The sequence below is a fragment of the Campylobacter showae genome (assembly GCF_004803815.1).
GTDB lineage: Bacteria > Campylobacterota > Campylobacteria > Campylobacterales > Campylobacteraceae > Campylobacter_A > Campylobacter_A showae.
Map to the genome: position 1 here is coordinate 820505 of NZ_CP012544.1, position 26767 is coordinate 847271.

The 26767-nt window shown below is 46.6% G+C and carries 25 protein-coding genes and 1 tRNA gene; 8 read left to right on the forward strand and 18 right to left on the reverse strand.

From position 1 onward, the window contains the following. The first annotated feature begins 23 nt into the window (after positions 1-23). The 4 genes from cutA to CSHOW_RS04090 are packed head-to-tail and all read left to right on the forward strand — an operon-like array spanning position 24 to position 2911. Complete coding sequence (gene cutA, locus CSHOW_RS04075) at positions 24-326, forward strand: divalent cation tolerance protein CutA (protein WP_002946540.1); 303 nt, start codon at positions 24-26, stop codon at positions 324-326. Continuing rightward, positions 323-1783 (forward strand): threonine synthase, encoded by a 1461-nt coding sequence (gene thrC, locus CSHOW_RS04080; protein WP_002946541.1) that lies wholly within the window; start codon positions 323-325, stop codon positions 1781-1783. Before cutA ends, thrC begins: the two co-directional genes overlap by 4 nt. Then, positions 1780-2499, forward strand: coding sequence for a 3-deoxy-manno-octulosonate cytidylyltransferase (gene kdsB, locus CSHOW_RS04085; RefSeq protein WP_002946542.1), 720 nt, complete (start codon positions 1780-1782; stop codon positions 2497-2499). The genes thrC and kdsB overlap by 4 nt, the downstream gene beginning before the upstream one ends. A 46-nt stretch (positions 2500-2545) precedes the next feature. Next, positions 2546-2911 (forward strand): nitrous oxide-stimulated promoter family protein, encoded by a 366-nt coding sequence (locus tag CSHOW_RS04090; RefSeq protein WP_002946543.1) that lies wholly within the window; start codon positions 2546-2548, stop codon positions 2909-2911. A 216-nt stretch (positions 2912-3127) separates the two neighbouring features. On the opposite strand, the gene CSHOW_RS04095 is transcribed toward CSHOW_RS04090, so the two are convergent. Further along, positions 3128-3201: transfer RNA gene (locus tag CSHOW_RS04095), tRNA-Gln, on the reverse strand. 91 nt (positions 3202-3292) lie between these two features. Further along, entirely contained in the window at positions 3293-5173 is a 1881-nt protein-coding gene (dsbD, locus tag CSHOW_RS04100) for a protein-disulfide reductase DsbD (protein ID WP_002946545.1), read from the reverse strand. 138 nt (positions 5174-5311) lie between these two features. Here dsbD and ppk2 point away from each other — a divergent pair, with 138 nt between their 5' ends. Beyond that, positions 5312-6121 carry a polyphosphate kinase 2 gene (gene ppk2, locus CSHOW_RS04105; protein ID WP_002946546.1) on the forward strand — a complete coding sequence of 270 codons (810 nt, stop codon included), beginning with the start codon at positions 5312-5314 and terminating at the stop codon, positions 6119-6121. 247 nt (positions 6122-6368) lie between these two features. On the opposite strand, the gene CSHOW_RS04110 is transcribed toward ppk2, so the two are convergent. The 15 genes from CSHOW_RS04110 to ileS form a co-directional block, all read right to left on the reverse strand. Then, positions 6369-6968, reverse strand: a complete 600-nt coding sequence (locus CSHOW_RS04110; RefSeq protein ID WP_039895046.1) for a hypothetical protein — start codon at positions 6966-6968, stop codon at positions 6369-6371. A gap of 165 nt (positions 6969-7133) precedes the next feature. Continuing rightward, on the reverse strand, positions 7134-7289 hold the full coding sequence (locus CSHOW_RS04115; RefSeq protein ID WP_002946549.1) for a hypothetical protein: 156 nt from the start codon (positions 7287-7289) through the stop codon (positions 7134-7136). Positions 7290-7717: 428 nt separating this feature from the next. After that, on the reverse strand, positions 7718-7843 hold the full coding sequence (locus CSHOW_RS10530) for a hypothetical protein (protein WP_002946551.1): 126 nt from the start codon (positions 7841-7843) through the stop codon (positions 7718-7720). A gap of 95 nt (positions 7844-7938) precedes the next feature. Beyond that, a complete protein-coding gene (locus CSHOW_RS04120; protein WP_002946552.1) occupies positions 7939-8370 on the reverse strand; it encodes a hypothetical protein in 432 nt (143 codons plus the stop codon). 21 nt (positions 8371-8391) lie between these two features. Beyond that, positions 8392-9114 carry a hypothetical protein gene (locus CSHOW_RS04125; protein WP_002946553.1) on the reverse strand — a complete coding sequence of 241 codons (723 nt, stop codon included), beginning with the start codon at positions 9112-9114 and terminating at the stop codon, positions 8392-8394. Between the two features lie 274 nt (positions 9115-9388). Then, positions 9389-10930: a flavocytochrome c gene (locus CSHOW_RS04130; RefSeq protein WP_002946557.1), complete on the reverse strand. Its 1542-nt coding sequence runs from the start codon at positions 10928-10930 to the stop codon at positions 9389-9391. A gap of 212 nt (positions 10931-11142) precedes the next feature. Next, positions 11143-11814: a cytochrome c3 family protein gene (locus CSHOW_RS04135; RefSeq protein ID WP_171992838.1), complete on the reverse strand. Its 672-nt coding sequence runs from the start codon at positions 11812-11814 to the stop codon at positions 11143-11145. Further along, complete coding sequence (locus CSHOW_RS04140; RefSeq protein ID WP_002947156.1) at positions 11811-12251, reverse strand: cytochrome c3 family protein; 441 nt, start codon at positions 12249-12251, stop codon at positions 11811-11813. Before CSHOW_RS04140 ends, CSHOW_RS04135 begins: the two co-directional genes overlap by 4 nt. A gap of 257 nt (positions 12252-12508) precedes the next feature. Next, positions 12509-14065 (reverse strand): flavocytochrome c, encoded by a 1557-nt coding sequence (locus tag CSHOW_RS04145; RefSeq protein ID WP_002948649.1) that lies wholly within the window; start codon positions 14063-14065, stop codon positions 12509-12511. A 434-nt stretch (positions 14066-14499) separates the two neighbouring features. Continuing rightward, the gene (locus CSHOW_RS04150) at positions 14500-15312 is read right to left on the reverse strand and encodes a carbon-nitrogen hydrolase family protein (protein WP_002948191.1); all 813 of its coding nucleotides are present in this window, start codon (positions 15310-15312) and stop codon (positions 14500-14502) included. After that, positions 15305-15499, reverse strand: a complete 195-nt coding sequence (gene xseB / locus CSHOW_RS04155; RefSeq protein ID WP_002948190.1) for an exodeoxyribonuclease VII small subunit — start codon at positions 15497-15499, stop codon at positions 15305-15307. The genes CSHOW_RS04150 and xseB overlap by 8 nt, the downstream gene beginning before the upstream one ends. Beyond that, the gene (gene metX, locus CSHOW_RS04160) at positions 15492-16592 is read right to left on the reverse strand and encodes a homoserine O-acetyltransferase MetX (RefSeq protein ID WP_002948189.1); all 1101 of its coding nucleotides are present in this window, start codon (positions 16590-16592) and stop codon (positions 15492-15494) included. Before metX ends, xseB begins: the two co-directional genes overlap by 8 nt. After that, entirely contained in the window at positions 16592-18040 is a 1449-nt protein-coding gene (guaB, locus tag CSHOW_RS04165; protein WP_002948188.1) for an IMP dehydrogenase, read from the reverse strand. The genes metX and guaB overlap by 1 nt, the downstream gene beginning before the upstream one ends. A gap of 4 nt (positions 18041-18044) precedes the next feature. Beyond that, complete coding sequence (gene gatA / locus CSHOW_RS04170) at positions 18045-19403, reverse strand: Asp-tRNA(Asn)/Glu-tRNA(Gln) amidotransferase subunit GatA (protein ID WP_002948187.1); 1359 nt, start codon at positions 19401-19403, stop codon at positions 18045-18047. A gap of 96 nt (positions 19404-19499) precedes the next feature. Beyond that, a complete protein-coding gene (ileS, locus tag CSHOW_RS04175; protein WP_002948180.1) occupies positions 19500-22256 on the reverse strand; it encodes an isoleucine--tRNA ligase in 2757 nt (918 codons plus the stop codon). 121 nt (positions 22257-22377) lie between these two features. Between ileS and CSHOW_RS04180 the strand changes: the two genes are divergently transcribed. Continuing rightward, complete coding sequence (locus tag CSHOW_RS04180; RefSeq protein ID WP_002948173.1) at positions 22378-23475, forward strand: CinA family protein; 1098 nt, start codon at positions 22378-22380, stop codon at positions 23473-23475. A gap of 195 nt (positions 23476-23670) precedes the next feature. Here the strand turns inward: CSHOW_RS04180 and CSHOW_RS04185 are convergent, their stop codons facing one another. After that, positions 23671-24048 carry a rhodanese-like domain-containing protein gene (locus CSHOW_RS04185; protein ID WP_002948167.1) on the reverse strand — a complete coding sequence of 126 codons (378 nt, stop codon included), beginning with the start codon at positions 24046-24048 and terminating at the stop codon, positions 23671-23673. Positions 24049-24209: 161 nt separating this feature from the next. Between CSHOW_RS04185 and CSHOW_RS04190 the strand changes: the two genes are divergently transcribed. After that, positions 24210-25211, forward strand: a complete 1002-nt coding sequence (locus tag CSHOW_RS04190; RefSeq protein WP_002948165.1) for a Fe(3+) ABC transporter substrate-binding protein — start codon at positions 24210-24212, stop codon at positions 25209-25211. Beyond that, entirely contained in the window at positions 25211-26767 is a 1557-nt protein-coding gene (locus tag CSHOW_RS04195; RefSeq protein ID WP_002948163.1) for an ABC transporter permease, read from the forward strand. Before CSHOW_RS04190 ends, CSHOW_RS04195 begins: the two co-directional genes overlap by 1 nt.

Below are 26767 nucleotides of genomic sequence, written 5' to 3' on the forward strand. Positions count from 1 at the left end.
CCTAAAAATTTAGGACGCTTTAAATGAAATTTATACTAACCTCTTGTGCCGATAAGGCTGCAGCCAAAGCTCTAGCCAAAAAGCTCGTTAAAGCTAAATTTGCCGCCTGCGTTAGCGTTTTTAAGGCAAATAGCGTTTATTTTTGGGACGGCGAGATAAAGGACGAAAAGGAGCGAGTTTTACTCATAAAAACCGCGGTTAAATTTAAAAAAATCGCTAAATTTATTGCGCGGCACCACGACTACGAGCTGCCTGAAATAGTCGCTTTTAAGGCGGACAAAGCTAGTAAAAAATACAAAAAATGGATAAAAAAGGAAAGTAAATGAAGTTATTTCAAACTAGAGCGAGTGCGGGAGAGATCCTAAGCAGCGTGGAATTTAGCCAGGCGCTACTGAGCCCCAGCTCCGCTCACGGCGGTCTATACGCACCGACGCAGCTGCCGCAGCTGGACGAAAATTTCTTTGCGGAGGCGGTAAATTTAGCCTACGCGCAAATCGCTCTGAAAATCATAGAGAAATTCGGATTTGACGCTGATACGGCGATGTTTGAGAGGGCGGTGAAGCGGTATGAGAGATTTGACGATCCGCAAAATCCCGTACAGATGCGAAAAATCGGCGAAAATCTTTACATAAACGAGCTTTATCACGGACCTACGCGCGCGTTTAAGGATATGGCATTGCAGCCGTTTGGCGCGCTACTTAGCGAGTTAGCTGCAAAAAGAGGCGAAAAGTACCTCATAATGTGCGCCACCAGCGGCGACACAGGGCCCGCGACGCTAGAAACCTTTGCGAACGCGCCCGGCGTCAAGGTTGTCTGCCTATATCCAAAAGACGGCACTAGTGAGGTGCAGCGCCTACAAATGATAAATGCCGGCGCCGCAAACCTCAAAGTAATCGGCATCGAGGGCAACTTCGACGATGCGCAGCGCGCGCTAAAAAGCCTGCTTGCTAGCGAGAAATTTAAAGAGCGTCTAAGTGCAGCCGGACTCTCGCTCTCGGCGGCAAATTCGGTAAATTTCGGCCGCATTTTGTTTCAGATTATCTATCACGTTTACGCACACGTCTATCTGCTAAAAACGGGTGAGCTAAAAGGCGAGTTTGACATCGTCGTGCCTAGCGGCAACTTCGGCAACGCCCTAGGCGCATACTACGCCAAAAAAATGGGCGCGAAAATCGGCAAAATCAAAATCGTCTCAAACGCAAACAACATCCTGACCGAGTTTTTCACGCAGGGACGATACGATCTGCGCGGCAAAAGCCTGGTTAAGACAATCAGTCCTGCGATGGATATCCTGGTTTCATCAAACGTCGAGAGGCTGCTTTTTGATAAATTCGGCGCCGTGAGAACCAAAGAGCTGATGGATAGTCTTGCCGGCGAGGGCTTTTACGAGCTTTCAAGCAGCGAGCTAGACGCGCTAAAAGAGGACTTTGACGCTGATTTTTGCAGCGACGCTGAGTGCGAGAAATACATAAAAGAGTGGGCAGCAAAAGGCGTCGCCGTCGATCCGCATACGGCTACTTGCTTTAAAGCGACGACAAATTTGACGCGCCCGTCCGTGATAACGTCGACCGCGCACTGGGTCAAATTTGCTCCAAGCATGTTTAAGGCACTAAAAAACGAAACGCTAAAAGATGAAAAAAGCGGGCTTGAGGCCTTGGCAGCGGAGTTTAACGACGAAGTGCCTGTCGCGATAAGATCGCTATTTGCAAAAGCTGCCGTGCATAACGAAATCTCCGCAAAAAGCGACATAGAAGCTAAAATTTTAGCCTGGATCGAGCGATGATTATCATCCCGGCAAGGCTAGCTTCGACGCGAATGCCTAATAAAATTTTACGCGAAATAAACGGCGTGCCGATGTTCGTCGCTACGGCGCGCAGGGTGAGCGCGGCTGATGAGGTCGCCATCGCCGCAGACGACGAGGGTGTGGTGCAGATCGCGCAAAAATTCGGCTTTAAAGCCGTGATGACTAGCCGGGCGCATCAAAGCGGAACCGACCGCATCAACGAAGCTGCGGGCATACTTGGCGTCAAAGATAGCGAAATCATCATAAACGTGCAGGCCGATGAGCCCTTTATCGAGCCTGAAAATATCGTCAAATTTAGAGAATTTTGTGAGAAAAACGCGGATAGAGCGTTTATGTTTTCGTGTTTTAAATTTGTAGGCAGCGAGCTAGCGGACGATAAAAACCTGGTCAAGGTCGTGACCGACGACGCGGGCTACGCGCTATATTTTTCTCGCTCGCGCATCCCGTTTGACCGCGCGCCGTTTTATGCGTACAAGGCGCATCTGGGCATCTACGGCTATAGCGCGGCAAATTTAAAAAGATTTTGCTCATTTGCGCCGTCGACTCTCGAAAATACCGAAAAGCTAGAACAACTGCGCGCTCTATCAAACGGCGAAAAAATCCTCATGCTCGAAGTGCAAAGCGACAGTATCGGTATCGACTGCGAGGAGGATCTGCAAAGGGCGCGAGCAAAATTTGGAATTGAGGTAAATTAACGCCGCTAGCGCCGAAATTTGGTAAATTTGCCCAAAGGAAAAATGCATGACGAATGATAAATTTACCGAGCAGGTCACGACTTTGGCGAAATTTTTGCAAACATACTGTGGCGACAAACATGCGCTAGAGCCAAAGCGTGAGATAAATTTGGAGCTAGCCTATAAGGGCGAAAATCTAAACCGTAGCGTGCAGACGCAGCTTTGCGCCGAGTGCGAACAGCTGTTTTTCTACGCTCACGAGCGGCTTTTGGCCTGTTCGCACGATGTTAAGCCAAGCTGCCGCAAGTGTCTGCATCCGTGCTATGAAAAGCCTAGATGGACGCAGATGGCAAAGATAATGAGATATAGTGGTATGAAGCTTGGCCTTGTAAAGCTTAAAAAGATATTTGCATTTTCAAAGACGGCGGAGTAGGGTCCGCAAAGCAGCATGTTTGAGGTCAAATTTGATAAATGATTTGACTGCGCGGAGCTGAAGTATTACAAACGCCTAACCCAAAAGAATCCGCGGCTAAAAATCTACTGCAACGACTAGAGAAATAGAGCGTTAGTAGTGTTGGCCTAGCAAAATCAACAAGTGTATAACAAATCTATTAAAAGTGCCGTATTTTGGGGATTTAAAAGGATTAGATGGTTACCCTGAAAGGATTCGAACCTCTGTTAGCTGATCCAGAGTCAGCAGTTCTACCACTAAACTACAGGGTAACGATAGGCGAAATTATAGCGAGCGAAATTTAAATCAGCTTTAATTATCTCAAATTTTAAGAATAAAACCGCAAAAATCGCCACGCAAATTTCACAGCCCGAATTTTTCAAGATGGGCTAAAAATTTTTCGGGCGGGTAAAAGCCGATGAGGCGCGCGTTTTTTAGCTCGTCTTGCATGTGGCTACCTGCACGAAAAAATAGGATCGCAGGCGGTCCGATGAGTCCGAATTTTTTCATTATCTGCGCGTCGTCACTGCTATTTTTCGTCACGTCCACTCGCAAAAGAGTAAAATTTTCTAGCTTTTTTAGCACGGCTTCGTCTTTAAACGTGATCTCGTCAAGCTCGTTACAGCTAGCGCACCAAGTCGCGTAAAAATCGATAAGCACGGGTTTGGACGAGCTTTTTACCGCATTTTCTAGTTCGGTCAAATTTGACACGGCGATAAAATTTGGCTCATTTTTGCTCAAATTTACGCCTGCGCCGCCTGCATTTTTAAAGCCTTCGAGCGGATTTAGCGCCGATTTAGCGCCCGAAAACGAACCTACGATCAGTAAGACGGGGTAGATAAAGGCTAGCAGCGCCGCACCTTTTAGTAGCTTTTTCCCACCGCTTTGCTCGCTACTTATCGTATCAAAAGCTCCGAAAAATACGCTAGCAAACACGCCGATGACGCCGTAAAGTAGCAGCTCTACTCTAGCACCCAGCACGCGCGCGCTCAGCCAAACCGCCATTATCAGCATGATAAAGCCAAAAAGCGTCTTGATTTTATCCATCCACGCGCCCGGTCGCGGCAAAATTTTACCCGAGCTCGCCCCGATCAGCAGTAGCGGCACGCCCATGCCAAGCCCCATCGTAAAGAGCGCAAGCCCGCCAAATACCGCGTTTCCGCTCTGCGCGATATAAAGCAGCGCGCCCGCAAGAGGTGCGGCGACGCAGGGGCTAGCGATGAGCGCAGATAAAAATCCCATCGCAAAAACGCCGATTATGCCGCCTTTGCTTTGGGCTTTTTTGCTAAGCGCATTTTGCATAGCAAGCGGCATCTGAAGCTCGTAAAGTCCGAACATCGAAAGCGCGAGCGCGACGAAAACGAGGCTAAAGCCGATCAGTACGGCCGGTGTTTGCAGCACGCTTTGCACGCCCGAGCCAAAAACGCTAGCCGCTACGCCTGCGACCGCGTAGGCGCACGCCATCGCAAAAACGTAGATAAGAGAGAGGAAAAAGCCGCTCGTGGCGCGAGGGTTTTTACTGTTGCCATTTTTAGCGTGCTGGTTGTCGCTGTCAAATTTGTGCGAGTTTGCGTCTGACGCACTTAAATTTACGGCACCGTTTTTGCCGTCATGCGCGCTGCTAGCTTGTTTTGAGACGATGATAGATGATAGGATCGGGATCATCGGAAAGATGCAAGGCGTGAGCGAGAGTAGCAGTCCGTAGCCGAAAAACGTAGCGAGCGAGAGGAGGAAATTTGCGCTGCTAAGGCTTGCGGCGATGGAGTCTTGCTCAGAAAGCGGGGCTTGCGAGCCGGCAAACTCAGGCTCGGCGGCCTCTATGATCTGCGCGACGGAGTAGCCGCCAAGACCCTTTTTGACGCTAAATTTGAGTATTTGCGGTTGGTAGCAGATGCCGTCTTTGGCGCAGCCTTGGTATTCGAGCTTTAGAGTGAAATTTTCGCCGCCACTAAGCCCTTTTAGCAAATTTATCGGTACGAAAAGGCTAAATTTATCCGTATAAACCTCGCGTTCGTCGTAAATTTCGCCTTTTGGGAAGTTTAGATGCGAGTTTAAAATTTTATCGCCTAGACTCGCTGCTAGGCTGTCTTTATAGACATGGATATTTGGCGCGGGGGCAAATCTAAACTCGACGTTTTGCTCGTCGGCGTGTGCGGTGAGACCGAAGGCTTCTTTGACCGAAAGCGGTTCGGCAAACATAGCGCAGCAAGTCAGAATCGCCGCAAAAATCATCCTAAAAATCATAATATTCCTTGAAATTTTTGTCGCATTTTACACAAGCTCCCATAAAGTCAGCGTTAAATGTTAAATTAAGAGGCGTATTTTAGCTAAATTTTAATTATTTGATAGTAACATTTTAAAAATGTCCAAAGGAGGTTTAGAGTGAGTAAAAACGGCACGGATAGCGTAAAATTCGACTACGAGCACGAGCTTCGAAAGCTGCAAATCGAGCTTTTAAAATTTCAAAATCACGTAAAAGAGCAGGGTCTGCGCGTACTCATAATCATCGAGGGGCGCGACGCGGCGGGCAAGGGCGGCTCGATAAAGCGCCTAACCGAGCATCTAAATCCGCGCGGTTGCCGCATCGTGGCGCTTGAAAAGCCAAGCGACGTCGAGCGCTCGCAGTGGTATTTTCAGCGTTACGTCGCGCATTTACCAAGCGCTGGCGAGATCGTGATCTTTGACCGCTCGTGGTACAACCGCGCTGGCGTAGAGCCCGTGATGGGCTTTTGCACACAGGAGGAGCACAAGGAGTTTTTGCGCGAAGTGCCTAAATTTGAGGAGATGATTAAAAACTCGGGCATTATTTTTTTTAAATTTTACCTCTCAGTTTCAAAAGAGGAGCAAAAAAAGCGTTTCAAAGAGCGCCTCACCGACCCGCTAAAGCAGTTTAAAATCTCCCCAGTAGACGAGAAAAGCCAGGAGCTCTGGGATCAGTACACCATCGCCAAGTACTCGATGCTGCTAGCCTCAAACACGCCGTTTTGTCCGTGGACCATCATCGTCTCAGACAGTAAAAAGCAGGCTCGCATAAATCTTTTTAGATACATCCTAGCAAACGTCGAATACCCGAAAAAAATAGACGCCAAAAACTTTGAGTGCGACGAAAACGTCGTAAGAAGCGGCGAGGAAGAGATACGCCAGATGGAGGCAAATCTCAAAAACGAGAAGTTGTCCAAGATGAACGGGTAGGGCGAGCTTGGGTCAAATTTGACGTGCGGCGCGGCAAACGGTCTCGCGAGAATTTGCCTAAATGTGTCAAATTTGACTCGGCCGTCCCGCACCTTTTTGATACGAACGGCAAAATCGGCACTTATCCGTTTCAATTTAATAGCCTCTTTTGCAAATTGAACAAAGCTAAGCTAAAATTTAACTCAAACCATAAATGGACTTGTTTTTTAGTCTTAATGATTAAAAATATTCAATTTAACGAGCCAGCTTAGCTCTCTTTGCTTTTCTGCTCTTCTTGAATTATATTTATACGATTCCAAGAGATAAAGTAAAGTATTTGTGTTATTACAAATATTATTATAGTTATACCAAAGCCGTATCTTATCTCATCGGTTATCCAAAATGAGTTTAAAAGCATGTAAAGGGTAGTAGATAGCGCGATAAAACAAAGAATGTAGCCATATATGCACCATCTAAATAGCTTTACGCCGGTTATCTTAGCGAGTTCAAAAAACATCAATGCCCACATACAAATTAAAAATAATATACTTAAAGCTCCTAAAGCAATACCGGCATTTAGAGGCATGTTTGGGTTATCTAAAGCAGGAATAGTTATGAGATTTGAAAATATTATACCCAAAATAAATAGTGTATAAAAAGTCATCAAAGATGATGATTTGGCGATATTGGCAATCCCTGAAACGGCAACATACATAAGTATTAGCCAAATTAAGCGAAATACTATGCCTCCGACTGACCATTCACTATTCCACATAAATAAGCTGGCTATAAAAAATACATTTGCAAAAGATGCAAAATCCTTTATGTGTTCTAATTTATTATTAAAAATTTCGTTATCATTTTCCACATGTTTCCCTTTTTCTTAATTTTGAAAATTTACTGATTATATTTGATCCAAGAGACCAAATTTACTTTTATTATAGTTTTTATTTGCTAAAAAATATCTTTATATAAAACGACTTAGATTTAAGTTGTGTTAGTTAATTTTATGAAATTTTACAGCAGAATTTGACTAAACATCCTCCATATTTTCCACGCCACACCACGCACCAACGAGCAGAGCTTGAGCCGTCGCCGTTATCAAGATATTGGTCCAGTGGAGCGCGCCGCCGATTTGCGCTTTTGCAAAAACCGCGATGTAGCCGGATAAAACCGAGAGTATAAACATGTAGGCATAAATTTTAAACAGCGGATTTTGCGTGACGCGCCAACCTAAAATTTAAAATCGTCCAAGAAATCGCCGACAAAGTAAATAATGTAAAAAATATAAGCATAAACTCGGCGCTATAAAATCTTTCCTTTAAATATACCGTTGTCAGCATGGCAATCCCAAAAGTCCAACTCGCATGAAACGGCCGCATAAGATCCAACTCGCATAGAGGCTGAAGCACTCTAAGAGCCACGTAAAAACAAACGAGTGCGCCTATGGATGCGAGCACCCAATGATTTTTGTTTTGAAACTGCGGCGAAAAAGCTACAATGTAAAACGACAAAATAGTAAGCGACGCGCAAAGAGCCGCTAAAAATCCAAAATTTCTTGCGTTTTTTATGATTTGGGCTCTGTCTTCGGTCAAATTTTGTTCGTTTTTTCTCAACTCATTCATCCTTTATCATAGTCCAAGCGTATAGGTAAAACGCAGTCGGCAGCACGTAGAGTATCGCGATGGCTAGCGCTGCAAACAGTATGGAAAAGACCGCCGTAAAATAGCCTATGGATAGCATTATCTGCAGCGCAAAGGCGATAACAAAGCTAGTGATAGCGAAAAATACGTAAGTCTTAAAAAGATTGTTTTCTGTAATCTTTGCAAGGCTGAAATTTAACTTAGCCCAAAGGACGGCAAGATAGACGGCGATAGCCAGTATAAAAAGCCCGCCAGCCCAGTACCAGCAGTAGCAGGTCGGTCCTCTATGCCGCGTATAAAGCCAAACACTATACCAACTGCCGCAAATATGATAGATACAAAAATCATCTGTTTATAGATGCTAAGCACGTCGGCGTCGTAAATTTCCTCTAGTTTTTTAAGTGCATGCCACATATAAACGGCCGCGGCGAGAAAAAGCACGAAATTTACCGAGCCTTCAAGCAGTTTTATCAGCTGCTCTTGTGCCTCGCTGTGCGGCCGCGTAAATATCAGATAAAGCTTGGCAAAAAACGATACGGCAACGGTCGCTAGCATAAGCCGGCACGAGATTATACCTTGCCTTTTGGCTTCTTTTAGCACCTTTTGGTTATATGATGTCTCTTGCATGTTTATCCTTTCGGTCAAATTTTATCTATTTATTTTGATTTGGTCGGCGTCAAATTTGAGCTCCGTTGCTTGCTCGTGTTGAGCGCTAAAATTCGGCTCGCTTGCGTTTTGGGCGCTTAAATTTGGCCTATCGCCGTGCTGGTTGGTCAAATTTATCTCGATTTCGCCTTGCTCGTTTGAGAAATTTTCCACGCTGATCCACGCTGCGAGTAATACGCCCGAAGTCGCTAGATCAAAGGGCGCGTTGACAAGAGGTGCAAATTTGGCGGCGGTAGCGATGAGAGCTGGCGAGAGGACCTCTAGTATGCCATAAATAAAGTTTGCACCCAGGCTAGCGGCAAGCATCCACGCGTAAATGCTAAAAAGCGCGCAGCTTGAGGCCTTTGCGAGTTTGAGATTTATGACGACCCACGCGATAGAGACGGCAAATACGGCAAGCGGTATGATGACGTCAGAGATGAGGCTGAGATAATTTTTATCAAAAACGTAGAGCGCGACCGTGCAGAGGATTACGGCTAAAAAGCCGTTGTAGGCGTATTTAAAGATAGTAAAGACGTTTGAGTTTGATAGCTCCTGCGCACGGATAAGCGCATAGTGGAAAAACGTCAGCGCAAACAGCCACGCTAGCGTGCGAACGATCCAAAACAGGCTCTGATCGCTAGTTAGAAAACTCGCATTCGCACACAGGATGCAAACTGCGCCGAGGATGCCTTGCGTTCTTGCTTTGTTAAAATTTCTATTCATTTTTTTCTTTCGGTGGTTTTGGTTTTAAATTTGCAAAATTTGACGCTCAAATTTTCGTCAAATTTAAGTGATTGTAAAAGAGAAAATATACATAAATTTGTTTTAAACAGTTATTAAATTTAAGCGCCGAATTTGATTATTTGATTTACAACCAATTACCGCAAAATTTATGAAAGGTGCAGTTAAATTTATAGCGTAGATATATTAAGTAATAAACTGTTAAAGCCAGAAATGCTTAGCGCAGAGGGGGGGGATTTTGCTCCCCCTTGTAGAGTTAAATATTTTCTCCCGCTATCATACCAAACGTTAGGCAGTCTAGTATCGCGCAGCTACCTAGCCTGCTAGCTCCGTGCGTACCGCCTGTAACCTCGCCCGCGGCGTATAGACCGGCGATCGGCTCGTCGTCGATATTTAGGACTTGCGCTTTGGTGTTGATCTTTACGCCGCCCATGGTATGGTGCAGCTTCGGAGCGCCGCGCATAGCGTAAAACGGCGGTTTTGAGACCGTGATGCCGTCGGTTAGTTTCATCGGTTTACCGAAATCCTTATCGATGCCCGACGCCACAAAGCCGTTATAGCGCTCGGCGGTCTTGGTTAGCTCGCCCGCAGGTATTTTATAAAACGCCGCCAGCTCCTCAAGGGTGTCGAATTTTTTAATTACGCCGCTATTCATCGGATTTTCGAGGTCGCTCGGCACTAGTTTTGCCGCAGCTACGGAGTCGCAGAGGTTTATTGGGTAGCTGTTTGCCTTGGCGTCGATGATTTTAAACATCGCGTCGGCTCTGATTTTGCGGTCGGCTAGCTCGTTCATATAGCGTTTGCCGGTTTTCGGATCAACGGAAAATCCGTAGCGGAAGCTAGCTTGCGCGGCAAATTTGCTCGTGATGCCGTTGCCCTTTTCGTCTGGGCATTTGTACGGGATATACTGGATCCAGCCGACTTGCACCGGTAGCGCGCCTGCCTTAAACGCTGAGATGAGCGCACCTGCAGTAGCTCCAGGGTGGTTTGTAGTGTCAAACTCTGGCACGGCGCGAGGGTCTTGGAGTTTTCTAAAGAATTTATCGCTACAAAAGCCGCCGCTTGCGAGTATGACGCCTTTTTTAGCCTTGATGATTTTCTTGTCGCCGCCTTTGTTTTCTCGGTCGTCGCTAAAGAGATCTTTGTCGAATTTATAGTTTTCTCTCACGGTTACGCCTACTACGCGACCGCTCTCGTCGGTTACGAAGTCGTCAAATTTCGTACGAGTACGAAGCTCGCAACCGTCTGATTTTTTAAAGGATTCTACGAGAGGCTGCACGATGCCAGAGCCGCTAGTGTTTTCGGTGTAGTACGTTCTAGGCACGCTATGACCGCCCTCTAGGATGAGTTTGTCTAGGTATTTTGCGCCGTGTTTGACTGTAAAGTTAAACGTATCTACGGCGCGGTCGGCTAGCACTTCAAGTAGCTCGACGTGATTTAGCCCAAGACCCGCCTTTACGCAGTCGGCGATGAAAATCTCTTTTGAGTCTTTAACGCCGTTTTTCTTTTGTAGTTCGCTTCCTGGTACGGCAAAAATTCCGCCGTTTACGACGCTGTTTCCGCCAACGCGACCCATTTTTTCTAGGATTAGCACCTTGTTTCCGCGTTCGCTCGCTTTGATGCCCGCTGCAAGACCCGCAAATCCGCTGCCGATGATGACGACGTCCCATTCCTCGTCAAATTTTACGTCTTTTGCGCTTACTGTGGCTTCTGCATTTACCGCTCCTAGCGCAAGCGCACCGGCACCTACTAAGCTCATTTTGAGCATGTCGCGTCTTGAAACGTTACTTTTTGCCATGATTCTCTCCTTGAAATTTAGATATTAAATTACAAATTTTATATATACATAAGTATTTAATAAAATTTGTTTTTTATATTAAAAATTGTACTGCAGTATCGCGTAAACCAAACTTAATTTTGAGATAATTGTATTAAGTTATTTTAAATTTTTATTATATTTTAAGAAGATAGTCTGATTTTATACAGACTATCTTAAATTTTAGAGTTAATTTACTTAGTCGCGTTTTTATCCGCTTTATCTTCACCCTTCACCTCTTTAGGCCCCACATAATCCTCCCCGAAATATGCCTTTTTTATCTCTTCTTTTTTGATTGCGGCTTTCTTTTCGTAGATTTTGTATTCAGGCTTCCAGTAGTTTAGCATATTGTTTAGCCCGCTGTGGCCTACCTCGGCGTGACAGCTAGCGCAGGTTAGTTGCTTATCCGTATTTAGCAAGCTTTGATAGTGAGCGTGCATTTTTTGAGCTTGCGGGCTCGTTAGTTTATTATCCACCAAATTCGTATGGCAGCTAACGCAACCGTTGTCAAATACGAAGTGCTCTCTTTTCTCTCTGTTTTTATGCCAGTCTATAGCCTCCGGATCTTTAAAGAAATGAATATATCCCTCCATTAGTCCGTTTTTGGCTTTAACTAAGACGTATTTGGCTAGGTTGTCGTGAGGTATGTGGCAGTCTACGCATTTAGCCCTTACTCCGCTTTTACCCTTGCCGCTGTGAACGTCGTTACTATAAGCTATAACCATAGGATCCATCTCGTGGCATACTACGCAAAACTTCTCTCCGCTAGTTTCTTCTAGGGCGTAATGTACGGGCAGTACGACTAAAAACCCTATAATGCCGCTTACTAATATAATAAGCGCTAGTACTTTCTTTGAAATTTTCATGGCGTTACCCCCATCCATTGCGGAACTTCGTGTTCGTGGCACTCCGTGCACATATTGGTTGATTTTTTATGCTCGTTGTGGCACTCGTCGCAGTATAGCGTAGGGCCGTCGTGAACCGAGTTGTGGGGATTTGCTTTTAGCAGATCCATGTATTCTAGTCTTTTAGCTATCTTTTTCTTGTCGCCGTGACAGGACAAACAGCCTTTATCGCCGATAGATTTAAATTTACTAGCGTCGTTTCCTTGTCCTTCGTGACAATCAAGACAGGTGAAGCTTAGTTTTTCGTGATGAGGCTTTAAGGGGTGTTTGGCTCGCAGCTCGTCGGTGACGTTAAGATCTACTAAAGACGTTATCTTTGCGCTTGGTGCGCCTGCGCTAAATGCAAAAGAGCATAGTAGCATAGATGCGCACAAGGCGAGAAACGCTTTATGTTTCATGCGAATTCCTTTCGGATGTCAAATTTACAAATTTAACTGCAAATTCGGCTTTAAATTTAAAAGTATCGCAGGCTAAATTTGACCTGCGATACGAAATAAGATTTGCAAGTATTTCGAGGCGATTTTTGGGGTTGCGCGGCTAAAATTTTGCGCAGGCTAGACTTCTGCTTGCAGTTGCGAGCAGCGCGAAGCAAAAATTAGTCTGCCAAGCAAAATTTTAGCAAGCTCCACAAAAAGCGTCCAAAAGACGCCTCAAATTAGCCTATATTCTCACCGGCTATCATACCAAACGTTAAGCAGTCAGCAATCGCTACGCTACCTAAGCGGCTAGCTCCGTGTACGCCGCCCGTGATCTCGCCTGCGGCAAATAATCTTGGGATCGGCATCTCGGTTTGCAATGAGATAACCTGAGCTTTGGTATTGATATCGATACCGCCCATAGTGTGGTGAAGTTTTGGCGTACCGCGCATAGCGTAGAAAGGTGGTTTAGAGATATCTACGCCGTTTGTAGTGGTTTTATCCATAGGTTTGCCAAAGTCTTCGTCTTTGCCTGATTTAACGAAGCTGTTATATCTCTCGACCGTCTTTTTTAGCTCGTCAGCAGGGATTTTATAAGCCGCAGCCAGTTCGTCTAGGGTCTCAAATTTCTTTAGTACGCCGGATTCCAGCGGTTTAGTGTAGTGTTCAGGTATGACCATATTTTTTACGCCCTCAGAGTCGCAGAAGTTGATAGGATAGATATCCGCTTTTGCGTCGATTACTTTAAACATAGCTTGAGAGCGGGTGCGGCGGTCCGCTAGCTCGTTCATATAGCGTTTGCCGGTTCTTGGATCTACTGAAATTCCGTAGCGGAAACTTCCGTTTACGTTAAACATAGAGCCTACGCCAAAGCCTTTTTCATCAGGGCATGCCCATGGACCAAACTGTATCCAGCTTAGCTGCACTGGAGTTGCGCCGATTCTAAACGCCTCTTTCATAGCGCCTGCTGTTGCGCCAGGGTGGTTGGTGCTATCCGTAGTAGGTAGGATAGATGGGTCTTGAACCTGTCTAAAGAATACGTCGCGGCAAAATCCTCCCGCAGCCAGTACTACGCCTTTTTTAGCTTTTATAGTCTTTTTAGTTCCGGTAGTGTTTTCAGCGTCGTCTTTTTGGCTCTTTGGATCAAATTTATAATCCTCTCTGATGATCACGCCGTCTACGCCGCCATCTTCGCCTAGGACGAATTCGTCAAATTTAGCTCTTTGTCTTAGCTCGCAGCCTTGTAGATTTTTAAAGTATTCTACCATCGGCTGAACGATACCTGAGCCTGAACCGTTAGCGGTTTGAAGCGATCTAGGTACGCTGTGTCCGCCTGCGTGAGTAACTTTATCTATGTATTTAGCGCCGCATTTTAGAGTTAGTTTATATGCGTCTTGCGCGCGAGTAGCGATGGTGTCGATGAGATCTACGTGGTTTAGTCCGCGGCCGGCTTTTAGGCAGTCTTTGATAAATAGCTCGTTGCTATCTTTGATGCCTTCGGCTTTTTGTTTATCGCTGTTTGGAACGGCAAATATTCCGCCGTTAATAACGGAGTTACCGCCTACGCGTCCCATCTTTTCTAGGATTAGGACTTTATTGCCCTTTTCGGCTGCGGTGATACCGGCTGCTAGTCCTGCAAAACCGGAACCGACGATTACTACGTCCCACTCTTCGTCGAATTTGACGTCTTTAGCGTTAACCGCAGCTTGCGCATTTACTCCGCCTAGAGCTAAAGCTCCGGCACCTACCATACTTAACTTAACAAAATCTCTTCTTGAAACGTTTGAGTTTTTCATAGCTTCTCCTTTAAATTTATGTTAGCTATCTACTTGTAAATCTTTAATTTACGACTCTACTCTAAATACCTTTATTACTTTTGGCGTCTTTTGGGCGTCCTCCTTAGATTAAATTTATTTTAGCTAGTGTTATTATAGGACTTAACTTTAAAGAATAAGCTTAAATGAAGGTGTAATTTGCAATTTATTAGTAATATTTAAAGATTTATTTAGCCTAAAGACGTGATTATATCGGGGTAGGGATAGAACAAAAATAAATTTAAATTTAGTCTAATTAAGTTGATTTATTGTGCAAAATTTAAAGATATAAAAATATATTTGATCAAATTTCGGCGATAATATAAAATTTAAGGGCAGGGTAAATTTAGAAAATCGACAAAATTTGTAGAGAAAAGGCGGCAAATTTTACCATATTTGCCGCCTGAAAGCTAAATTTAGCCTAGTCTTTTATGTAAAATTTGAGAAAATCCCCACAGGTGTCTAGCCTGCGCGAGTTCGGTTTTTTCGAGCTTTGCTACCATCATCTCTTCGTTTTTGCCTAGGCGCGAAACCACCTCGCCAAATGGGCTAATCAGCATCGAATCACCGTAAAAGCTCCACTGCTCGCCGCTAGCGGCCTTGTGATTGCCGACGCGGTTTACGCGCAGGACATAGACGTTGTTCGTAAAGGCGCGGGTTTTTAGCAGCTCCTCCCAGCGCGACTCGCTAAAAAACGTGCACGCGGTGGGAACTACGATGGCATCGACCTTCTTGTGCGCCATATACGCCCAAGCTGCATCAAAATGCGCCTCAAAGCCAAACATCACGCCGATTTTAAATTTTTCGTAGCTAAAAACGGGCAAATTTAGCTCGCCTTCAGCCTTGTTAGCAAAAAATTTCGCCTCGTTCCAGTGCGGGTAGGGCATCAAGATCTGCTGCTCGTAAAAGCGCGAGGACGCAGGACTAAATCTAGCTGCTACCTTGACGAAGCCTTTGCCTTTTGGCAGTACGAGCGGAGCTAGGATTTCTAGATTGTATTTTTGCGCCATCGCGGCAAGCGCGTGTTTTTTGCGCTCGCTTTGCTCCTTGATGAGGCTTTTTGGCATTAGCTCTAGCTCTTTAAAAAAGCTGTTTAGCATGTACTCTCCGAGTACCACGAGCCTAGCGCCCTCGTCGGCGCAAATCCTAAAATAATAATCTAACCTCGACTCGCTCATGGGCTGAGTCGGCAGCTGTAAGGCGCAAACGGCTGCGGTAGCGTTATTCATCGTCTGCGTCCTTTACGACTAGCTTTGCGTTTTGCAGGATTTTGTCTGCCTCCTCGAGCAGCTTTTTGCCCTCTTTGTGCAGCTTGACGCTTTGCTCGAGGCTTAAATTTTCATCGCCGAGCTGTTTTAAAATTTCATTTGCTTTGGCGAGTTTGCTCTCAAAATCCTCGCTTAAATTTTCACTCATCTAAAACCTTTTTTATGATTTTTTCAAATTTATCTACTTCGACCAAAAACGCGTCGTGGCCGTAGTCGCTGTCTATCTCGTGGTAGTCGCACGCCTTGCCGATGCCCTGTAGCGTCTCGTGCATCTCGCGCATACAGCTTGGCGGAAATAGCATATCGCCGCTAAATGCGACCAGCGTAACCTTGGCGCAAATAGGCAAAAGGGCGTGCGCGAGGTCGTCGTAATGGCGCGTGCAGTCAAAGATATTCATCATCTTTACGATGTAAAGGTAGCTCAGCGGGTCAAAGCGCTTAGGAAAGCCGTGGCCGTTGTACTCCATATAACGATCGACCTGAAACCTCCCCGTAAGCTCGTAAAGACCGTCTGTTTCGACGTAGTTGCGGCCGAATTTGGAGTCCATGGAGCTTGGCGAGAGAAAGCTGATGTGTCCCGCCATACGTCCTAGCGCCATGCCGGTTAGCCCCTGCGCGGCGATGTCGTTTTCGTCGTATTGCCCGTCTTTAAAACCCGGATCGCGCAGGATGCCCTCGATCGCGATTTTGTTAAACGCGATCGCCCAAGCCTTGCTCTGATAGGTGCTAGCTAGGATGATGACGTTTTTGGCGAAATTTGGAAACTCGATCGCAAAGCAAAGCACCTGCATACCGCCTAGGCTGCCGCCCACGACCGCATGCGCTCGCTCGATACCTAAGTGCTCAAAAAGCCTCATCTGCGCCTTTACGACGTCACTGATGGTTAGCACCGGAAAGCGCAAACGATACTGCTTGCCCGTGCTTTTTTCGATACTGAGGGGATTTGTCGAGCCGAAATTTGATCCGAGGATATTTACGCAGATGACGAAAAAATTGCTCGTATCTATACCCTTACCCTCGCCGATGAGTGCGTCCCACCAGCCGAATTTCTGCTCGTTTTCGTATCTGCCCGCGGCATGGTGGCTACCCGTTAGCGCGTGACAGACGACTATGACGTTGCTTTTATCTTTGTTTAGCTCGCCGTAGGTTTCGTAAGCAAGCTCAAATTCGGGTAAAATTCGGCCGCTCTCCAGATAGAGCGGCTCGTCAAATTTTACTTTGCCGGTTTTTAAATTTAGCACTAATTGACTTTGTAGTTAGGGGCTTCTTGTGTTATGACGACGTCGTGGACGTGGCTCTCTTTTAGTCCAGCGCTCGTGATCTCGACGAACTGGGCTTTTTCCTGAAGGGTTTTGATATCTTTTGAGCCCATGTAGCCCATCGCGCTTCGTAGGCCGCCAACTAGCTGATGCACGACCTCTTTTATGCTGCCTGCAAACGGTACGCGGCCCTCTATGCCTTCTGGTACGAGTTTATCTTGAGCGGTGCCTTCTTGGAAATATCTATCGCTGCTGCCTTTCGTCATCGCGCCTATACTTCCCATGCCGCGGTAGACTTTGTACTGGCGTCCTTGGAATGTTATCACCTCGCCCGGAGTCTCCTCGCAGCCCGCTAGCAAGCTACCAGCCATCACGCAGCTAGCGCCTGCGGCTAGGGCTTTAGCCACGTCGCCCGAGTACTTTAGTCCGCCGTCTGCGATGACCGGGATACCGTATTTTGCAGCCTCGGCCGAGCAACTATCGACGGCGAAAATTTGAGGTACGCCAACGCCCGCTACTACGCGAGTGGTGCAGATGGAGCCTGGTCCTATGCCCACCTTGATACCGTCGGCGCCTGCTTCTGCTAGGTCTTTGACGGCGGCCGGGTTTGCGATATTTCCAGCGACGACGTCCACTTTTAGCTCGGCTTTGACTTGCCTTAGCGTGTCTAGCACGCCTTTTGAGTGGCCGTGGGCGGAGTCGATGACGATGACGTCTACGCCTGCTTCCGCTAGGGCTTTTGCTCTATCCATTTGCCCGACGCCGATAGCTGCTGCCACGCGGAGTCTGCCGTAGGCGTCTTTGTTTGCGTTTGGATACTCTTTGCGTTTTTTCAGATCTTTTATGGTTATGAGGCCCTCTAGGTGACCGTCTTTATCGACGATAGGTAGCTTTTCTACGCGGTTTTGAGAGAAAATTTTCTCCGCGTCGTCTAGCGTGCAACCCTTTGGAGCGGTGATTAGCGGGGCTTTGGTCATCCTATCTTTTACGAGGACGCTTCTATCGTTTTCAAATCTCAAATCGCGGTTGGTTAGGATTCCTATCAATTTATTTTCCTCATCTACAACCGGAACGCCCGAGATATGCAGATCCGCCATCATATCAAGCGCGGAGCCTACGCTAGCGTTTGGCGAGATGGAGATAGGATCGATGATTACGCCGCTTTCGCTTTTTTTCACACGGCGTACTTCTTTAACTTGACTTTGTATGTCCATATTTTTATGTATGACGCCGATACCGCCCAGGCGCGCCATCATGATCGCCGCACGGTGCTCGGTGACGGTGTCCATCGCAGCCGATACGATCGGGATGTTTAGCTCCACGTTTCTGCTAAAGCGCGTTTTTATATCGACTTGTTTAGGCAAAATTTCGGAGTACTGCGGGACGAGCAAAACGTCGTCAAAGGTGAGAGCCTTCGTAACTATCTTCATTCGTTTATCCTTTTATAGAGTTTTCTAAACTGAGCGCGCCTTCTAGCAGCGTTTTTTCATCCCACGCCTTTGCGATGAGCTGAGCAGAGACGTTTAGGCCGTCCGCGTCTTTTGCTACCGGAACCGAGATGGCTGGCAGGCCGGCTAAATTTACACTGATCGTATAGATGTCTGATAGATAGGAGTCTAGCGGGTTTTTTAGCTCGCCAAATTTATACGCCGTGCTAGGGGCGACAGGCATCAAAATGAGGTCGCATTCGCTCAAAATTTGCTCATACTTGGCCTTAGTGTGGGCGCGAGCTTTTTGAGCTTTGATGTAATACGCGTCGTAGTAGCCGCTGCTAAGTACGAAAGTACCGAGTAAAATTCTCTTTTTTACCTCTTCGCCAAACCCTTCCGAGCGCGAGTTGATGTAGAGCTCTTTTAAATTTTTAGCTTCGGCTCTGCGTCCGTATCTCACTCCGTCGTAGCGGCTGAGATTTGCGCTGGCTTCGGCCGTAGCGATGATGTAGTAGGTTGCGATATCGCATTTTGAGTTTTCTAAATTTTTATAGATTATTTTGTGGCCTGCGGCTTTTAAAACATCAACCGCTTTTAAAAGCGCTTTTTTAGCCTCTTCTGAGGCTTCGTTTATGTAGTTTTCGATGACGCAGATCGTTAGTTTTTTATCTGCGTTTAGCTTGTCCGCGACGCTTTCAAATTTTATATCCGCGCTCGTACTGTCTTTGTCGTCGTGTCCTGCGATGATATCGTACAAGATCGCGGCGTCCTCGACGTTTTGCGTTATCGGGCCGATTTGATCGAGCGAGCTGGAGTAGGCGCCAAGACCGTAGCGGCTAACGCGTCCGTAGGTGGGCTTTAGCCCGACGCACCCACAAAATGCCGCAGGCTGGCGTATCGAGCCGCCCGTATCGCTTCCTAGAGCAGCCACCGCTAGTCCTGCACCGACCGCGGCAGCAGAGCCGCCCGAGCTACCGCCTGCGACTCTTTCGCGGTTTAGGGGATTTAACGTTTTGCCGTAGTAACTGCTCTCGGTCGTGCTTCCCATGGCAAATTCGTCCATATTCGTACGGCCAAACGGCGCTAAGCCTGCCGCCAGCAGCTTTTCGACGACGGTTGCGTTATAAGGCGCTACGTATCCTTGTAAAATTTTAGACGCGCACGTTACGCTCCAGCCTTTTACCTGGATGTTGTCTTTGATAGCGATCGGCACGCCCGCGCCCAGTTTGTCAAGCGGCAAATTTGCCAGCTGCTCGACGTAAGCGCCAAGTTCTTTATCCGCGAAAATTTTCTTTTCCAGCTCGTTTCTAAGCTCGGATATTTCGCCGGCGCTTAGCTTTAGAGCCTCTTTTAAAGTTATCATTTTTTATCCTTAAATTTTATTACCGCTACGATACCTGCGGCTGTGACCGCGAGGATGGTCGCGATGGTTGCCGCGACGAACCAAGCGGAGATGGGCTCAAACATTTTTTAGTACCTTTTCGCATCTCGGGCATGTTTCGCCGTCGTGCTTAGCGGTAAATTTCCAACATCTCGGGCATTTGTGACGCGTCGATAAAACGAGTTTAAATTTATCGTTGCCGACGTCAAATTCAGCCAGGCTGTCGCTGCTGTCTAGGCTCTGGACGTCGCTAACCATATACCAGTCGCTTATCTCGTTTATATCCTCGCTCAGGATCAAATTTGAGCTGGTTTGCAGCACTAGCTCGAGGGTTGATTTTATCTTTTTATCTTTTTTGAGTACATCGATTAGCTCGAAAAACTTCTCGCGGCTAGCCACTAGCAGCTCGTCGTCTACGTTAAACTCAAAATCTAGCGACGCATACTCTAGATCAAATGCGTCCGCCGCGCCGTTTTTGATGATCTTAGGCGCATAGTCCATCGCCTCGTCCACGGTGTAGGTTAGCGTCGGAGCGATGAGAGGCAGTAGCGCTCTAGTGATTAGCGCCATGGCGCTTTGAGCCGAGCGGCGCGTATCGCTGTCTTTGGCGTCGCAGTATAGGCGGTCTTTGCAGATATCAAGGTATATGCCGCTTAAATCCGCACTTAAGAAATTCATCAGCAGGCTAAAGCCCTTTGAAAAATCGTAGTTTCTAAACGCCGCTTCGGTCTCATCAAATGTTTTTTTCGCGCGGCTTAGTATCCAGCGGTCTAGGATGTTGAAATTTGATGTTTCGATATCCTCTAGATCGTTTACGTTGGCTAGTAAAAATCTTATCGTATTGCGTATTTTTCGGTACTGCTCGCTTACTTGTTTTAGGATGTTTTCGCTGATTTTTAGGTCGCTGGAGTAGTCGCTAAGCGCAACCCAAAGGCGTAAAATTTCCACGCCGTAGGTTTTAGCGACGTCCGCCGGAGCTACGACGTTGCCCTTGCTCTTACTCATCTTTTGACCGTTTTCGTCGACGGTAAATCCATGCGTGAGCACGCTTCTGTACGGCGCTCTTCCTTGCGCGGCGCAGCTTAGTAGTAGCGAGCTTTGGAACCAACCTCTGTGCTGATCGCTGCCCTCCAGGTACATATCCGCAGGATAGCTGCCCGCATCGTAGTCGCCGCTTTTTAGCACAGCAGCCCACGTCGAGCCGCTGTCAAACCAGACGTCTAGGATGTCCATAACTTTTTCTAAATTTTGCGGCTCGTATTTGCAGTTTGCCGGTAAGAGATCTTTTATCTCGCTATCCCACCACGCGTCAGCGCCTTTTTGCTCAAATATCGCCGCGACGTTATCTAAAATTTCATCGTCAAATATCGGCTCTTTAGTATCCTTATGCCTAAAAAACGCTATCGGCACGCCCCAGTCGCGTTGGCGCGAGATGCACCAGTCGGGACGATTTTCTATCATCGAGCCTATTCTTTTTACGCCGCTTGCAGGATAAAATTTGACGTTTTCAAGCTCTTTTAGCGCGACTTCTCGTAGCGTTTTGCCCTCGATTTTCGGCTCGTCCATGGCGATAAACCACTGCTTCGTAGCGCGGTAGATGACCGGCTTGTGCGTTCTCCAGCAAAATGGATATGAGTGGACGAATTTGCTGACTTTTAGCAAATTTGAGCCTAGAAGCTCTAAAATTTTCTCGTTTGCTTTAAAGATATGCATGCCGATTAGCTCGTCCGCTACACCGTCTGGAAATAACTTTTTGGCCTTTAGTGTCTCGTCGTACAGACCGCCTTCATCTACAGGCATGATGACTTCGATGCCGTATTTTAGGCTCACGTGGTAGTCGTCCTCGCCGTGCCCCGGAGCTGTGTGCACTAGACCCGTACCGCCGTCCATCGTGACGTGATCGCCTAGGATAAATAGTGATTTTCTGCTGTTTAGAGGATTTATAGCGTGCAGGTTTTCAAGCTCGGCTGCGGCGAATTCTTTTAAAATTTCGCCCTTAGTTAGCCCTTCTTTTTCCAGCTCGCTTAGCATCTCTTTGGCAAATATCAAATTTTCAGCTGTTAAAACGTAAATTTCATTTGGATTTAGCGAGATGGCTTGGTTTGCCGGCAGCGTCCAAGGCGTAGTCGTCCAGATGACCGCGCGGGCGTCTTTTGCGCCTATTTTCGCCGCAGCTTCTTCGCCTAGCTTAAACGCGACGTAGATGCTGTAGTCCTCTTTGTCCTCGTACTCGACTTCGGCCTCTGCTAGAGCGCTTCTAGCCGCCCAGCTCCAGTACACCGGCTTGCTTCGCTCGATCAAAAGTCCGCGCTTGGCGACTTTGCAAAGGGTTTTGTAAATTTCGGCTTCAAATTTAAATTTCATCGTCAGATACGGATCATCCCAGTCGCTGGCGACGCCAAGCTGCTTAAAGCTCTCCTTTTGCACGTCGATAAATTCTCTAGCGTGTTCGCGGCAAAGCTCGCGGATTTGCGTTTTGCTCAGGCTTTTTTTCTTGTCGCCCAGTTTTACCTCGACTTGCTGCTCGATCGGTAGTCCGTGGCAGTCCCAGCCCGGCGTAAATCTCACGTTTTCGCCGAAGAAATAGTGCGTTTTTGCGATGATGTCTTTTAGTGTTTTGTTTAGCGCGTGTCCGATGTGGATGTTGCCGTTGGCGTATGGAGGGCCGTCGTGCAGAGTGAAGCTTTTTGCGGCTTTTTGCCTTTTAGCTTTCATTTTTTCGTAGATTTTTCTATCGTCAAACCACGATTTTAAGCGTTTGGGTTCGTTTTCCGGCAGGTTGCCGCGCATGGGAAATTCGGTATTTGGAAGCAATAATGTATCTTTGTAATCCATAGGTTCGCCTTGAAGTAAAAAATTGGTAGATTTTATCCAAACGGCGATTAAATGCTACTGAAAAAACGCTATTTTAAGCTAAATTTATGTAAGATGTTTTCGGCTTTTAAAGGAGAAAACAGTGAAAAACGCACTACTGATTATCGGCGAAGATATCGGCGTAAACGCGCCTTTTTTGGATTATATTTTTTGCGCTTACAAGCGGCATTTCGGCGAGCTTGGCGAGTTTAGATTCGTTAGTCGCAGCGACAAGGAGCTGCCGTTTATCATCGAGCATCTTTGTGCGCGCTCGGATAGTCTTTGTATCTACGCGTCGAGTCAAAACTGCTCCGTCGCGGCAAAAATTTTAGCTACGTTAAGCGGCGATATTTTGGAACTAAAATCCCCGCAAACGCTAGCTCCGAGCAGGGCTGAAAAATTTAGCGATGATGGATTTTTAATCAAACTAAATCAAACTTATGTAAATTTACTAAAGGCTGACGCGAATCAAAAACTGCCTGCCATAGATATCAAAACGCAGCGAGATTTCGGCTACTTTCACCTGGTCGATATCGACGAGGAGAGTGCGAAAATCCTGCTCGAACCGCTAGCAAAAACCTATGAAGTGCAGATTTATTCGTCTCAAATTTTATCAAATTTGGCTCTAATCAGAGTGGAAGCAAACAAATTCGGTCAAACGAGCGGCTTTATAAACGGCGCGAAAAATCTCTTTTCGGGCAAATTTTTTGAGGGCGAGGATGTTTTCCGCCACGTTGCGAGCACGCTTATAGCAAGCGGACTCAAGCTTACGTTTGCCGAGTCTTGTACGGCTGGGCTTGCCGCGGCTAAATTTGGCGCTTTTGCCGGAGTTTCGGCGGCGTTTAACGGCTCGCTAGTGACCTACGCAAACGAGATGAAACGCGACTGGCTGGGCGTTAGCGATGAGATTTTGCAAACATACGGCGCGGTGAGCGAGCAGTGCGTGATGGCGATGCTAAAAGGCGCGCTAAAGGCGAGCGAATCGGACTTTTCGCTAGCTATCAGCGGTATCGCGGGGCCTGACGGCGGTAGCGAGGCAAAGCCTGTGGGGACGGTATTTGTGGGAGCCTACGCCAAAGACGGCGAGTGCATGATCGAGAGGCTAAATTTAAACGGCGACCGCAACTACATAAGAGAGCAAAGCGCGCTGGCGGCGTATGTTTGCTTGCTAAAGCTAAAGCCTAGGATATTTTTGGCGTAAATTTTGGTCAAATTTACGTCCGCTAAAATTTAAAGTAGATGCGTTTTATTTTATTAAATTTGTAAAAAAAGCAGCGACAAATTTAAAATTTACTGCCGTTTTTCACGGGAGTAGGACAAAAAACAGCGCCGTCAGACTTAAAATTTAGCGTAAATTTAAGCCTGACGGACGAAATTTATAAAGTAAAACCGCAGATTATTTTTGATACGGCGTCGTCTTGTAGCCTTGATTTATGAGGCTACCCATACCGCCGTCAAGATTTATTATATTTAGTTCCGGCGAATCTATCATCATCGCCGCCGCAGCGCTTCTGCGCCCGCTTCTGCATATGAGCGCGACCGGTTTTTTTAGATCGACATTGGCTTTAAGCTCGTTCAAAAATCCCTCTTTATCGGTTGCGTTAAAAGTGATAGTCTTTGCGCCCTTTATCACGCCTGTTTCCATCCACTCAGCAGGTGTCCTGATATCTACGATCTGCTCGTAGTTTTTGATCGCTTCGGGACTAACTTGAACCGTAGAAATTTCCGCAAAAGCCATTGCTGCCGCCGCTCCTAAAAGTAAAATTTTTCTCATTTTCTCTCCTTAAATTTGACGGCGCGAATATTAGCACTCAATTTTAAATATTTTGTCATTCTAAAATCACTCCGGCATAAATTTTTCTTTTTTAATAATTAATATTACTTTCATCGGTCAGACGCTATAATCGCAAATCCATATCAATACAAAGGATAAAAATGAAAAAAAGTTTTTTCGCGCTTAGCTTGCTTTCAAGCTTTTTGTTTGCCGCGGAGGTAAATATCTACTCTGCGCGTCACTACGACGCCGACAGCGAGCTTTATAAGCTTTTCGAGCAAAAAACGGGCATCAAGGTAAACGCCACGCAGGCAAAAGCCGGCGAGCTAATCAAAAAGCTCGAAGTTGAAGGGGGTAGCTCCGCGGCGGATATCTTTATCACCGCAGACGCTGGAAATTTCTACACCGCAAAGACTAAAGGCGTGTTGCAAGCGGTCAAATCAGAAACTCTGGAAAAAATCGTACCACAGCAGTATAGAGACAACGACAGCCAGTGGTTTGCTATCTCAAAACGCGCTAGAGTCATCGTTTATGATAAAAGAGACTTCAATCCTAAAGGCATCAAGGACTACGAAGATCTAGCAAAACCGGAGCTAAAAGGCAAACTGTTAATCAGAAGCGCGACGGCTCCGTATAGCAAGTCGCTGCTAGCTGCTATCATCGAGGCTGACGGCAAAGACGCGGCTACTAAATGGGCGGAAGGCACGCTAAAAAATCTAGCCCGCGATCCAAAAGGCGGCGATAGGGATCAGGCTAAGGCCATCTACGCTGGTGAGGGCGACGTAGCGGTTATGAACACCTACTACATAGGCCTCATGCTAACCTCTCCAAAAGCCGAAGACGTGGAGGCTGCGAAAAATTTGGGTATAATTTTTCCAAATCAGGACAATCGCGGCACGCACGTAAATATCAGCGGTATCGCGCTAACAAAGGCTGCTAAAAATAAAGAAAACGCAGTTAAATTTATGGAGTTTATGGTGAGCCCTGAGGCGCAAAAGATACTTGCGGGTATAAATTTCGAGTATCCGATCAACGCAGAGGTCGAGCCTAGCGACATCGTAAAAGGCTTTGGTAAATTTAAAGAAGACTCCACTCCGCTTTATAAAAGCGTGCAAAACACGAACGAAGCTATTAAAATTTACGACGTAGCCGGCTGGAAATAATGAAAGTAAAATTCGGGGCGATTTTGATCGCCCTTATCGTTTTGATCCCCATTTTTAGCATATTTTTCGAGATCGCTTTGGGCGACTACTCCTTGCTCGAGCATTTTTTTAAGTATCTTTTTATGAGGTATATCCAAGGTACTTTTGCCGTCGCGGCGGGCGTTTTGGCGCTTAGTCTCGTTATCGCCGTAGTTTCTGCATGGCTGGTGGCGAACTACCGCTTTGCGCTATCAAATTTCTTTGAATATGCCCTCATCCTTCCGTTTGCGATTCCTGCTTATATATTTAGCTTTTGCTACGTCGGGATTATGGATTACGGTGGATATTTTCATCAAATTTTTGGCTTTAGGTTAGAGTTTATGAATATCTACGGAGCGATTTTTGTGCTGTCGTTGTCGCTTTATCCATACATCTATATGTTTGCCAAAACCTCGTTTAAAACGCAGTCCGCAGCGATTTACGATGTTTGTAAAATTTATAAGCTCTCAGGCGCCGCCGTGTTTTTTAGGGTTGCGATATTTCTGTCACGTCCGGCGATCGTGGGCGGAGCGATGCTGGTGCTCATGGAGACGCTTAGCGATTACGGCACGGCGGCTTATTACGGCGTAGAGACTTTTAGCGCGGGCATTTTTAAGCTATGGTTTGACATGGGCGACTCGTACTCCGCGTCAGTGCTAGCGGGGCTTTTGATGATGTTCGTGTTTGTTTTGATGATATTTGAGCACGTTAATAAAAACTCTAAAAAATACAGCTTCTCCACGCACGACACCTCCAAATTTACGCAAAAAAAGGAGCTTGGTAAATTTGGCTCGGCGGCGGCGTTTTTGTGGTGCGCGAGCGTGTTTTGTCTGGCGTTTGCCTTTCCTTTTACCTGGCTTTTGTATTGGAGTATTCACGAGCTGGATAGTTTTAAATTTGAGTTTGTACAGATGGCGGCAAATTCGCTTCTGATGGCTGCAGGCGCAGCGATACTCATCACGGCGGTGAGTTTTTTCCTCGTTTTTGCGACGAGACTTATAAAAAACAAAGCGCTAAACGCCTTTTTGCTAAAATCTGTCTCGCTAGGCTACGCGCTGCCGGGCGCTAGTATCGGGCTTTGCGTGATGATAGTTTTTGGTTATATTGACCGAAATTTCGGTACGCATCTACTCTCGTCGAGCTTTGTAGTGCTGATTTTTGGCTACGTCGTGCGCTTTTTGGCGACCTCGATATATGCCGTCGAGAGCGGATACACCAAGATCCCGGCAAGCATCGACGATGCCGCGCTTTTGCTAAACGGCTCGCGGTTAAATTTGTTTTTCAAAGTGCATTTTCCGCTGCTTCGCCACTTTTTCTTTCTCTCGCTCATCGTCGTTTTTATCGACATCATTAAGGAGTTGCCGCTTAGCCTCATTTTGCGGCCTTTGGGCTTTGAGACGCTTAGTATCAGGGCGTTTTTCTACGCTGCTGACGAGAGGCTTTATGCTGCGGCTCTGCCGTCGTTTCTCATCGTTTCGATGTCGCTAGTTGCCGTCCTTTGGCTAGAGATAATCTCCAGAAAAAAACAAGAAAGATAA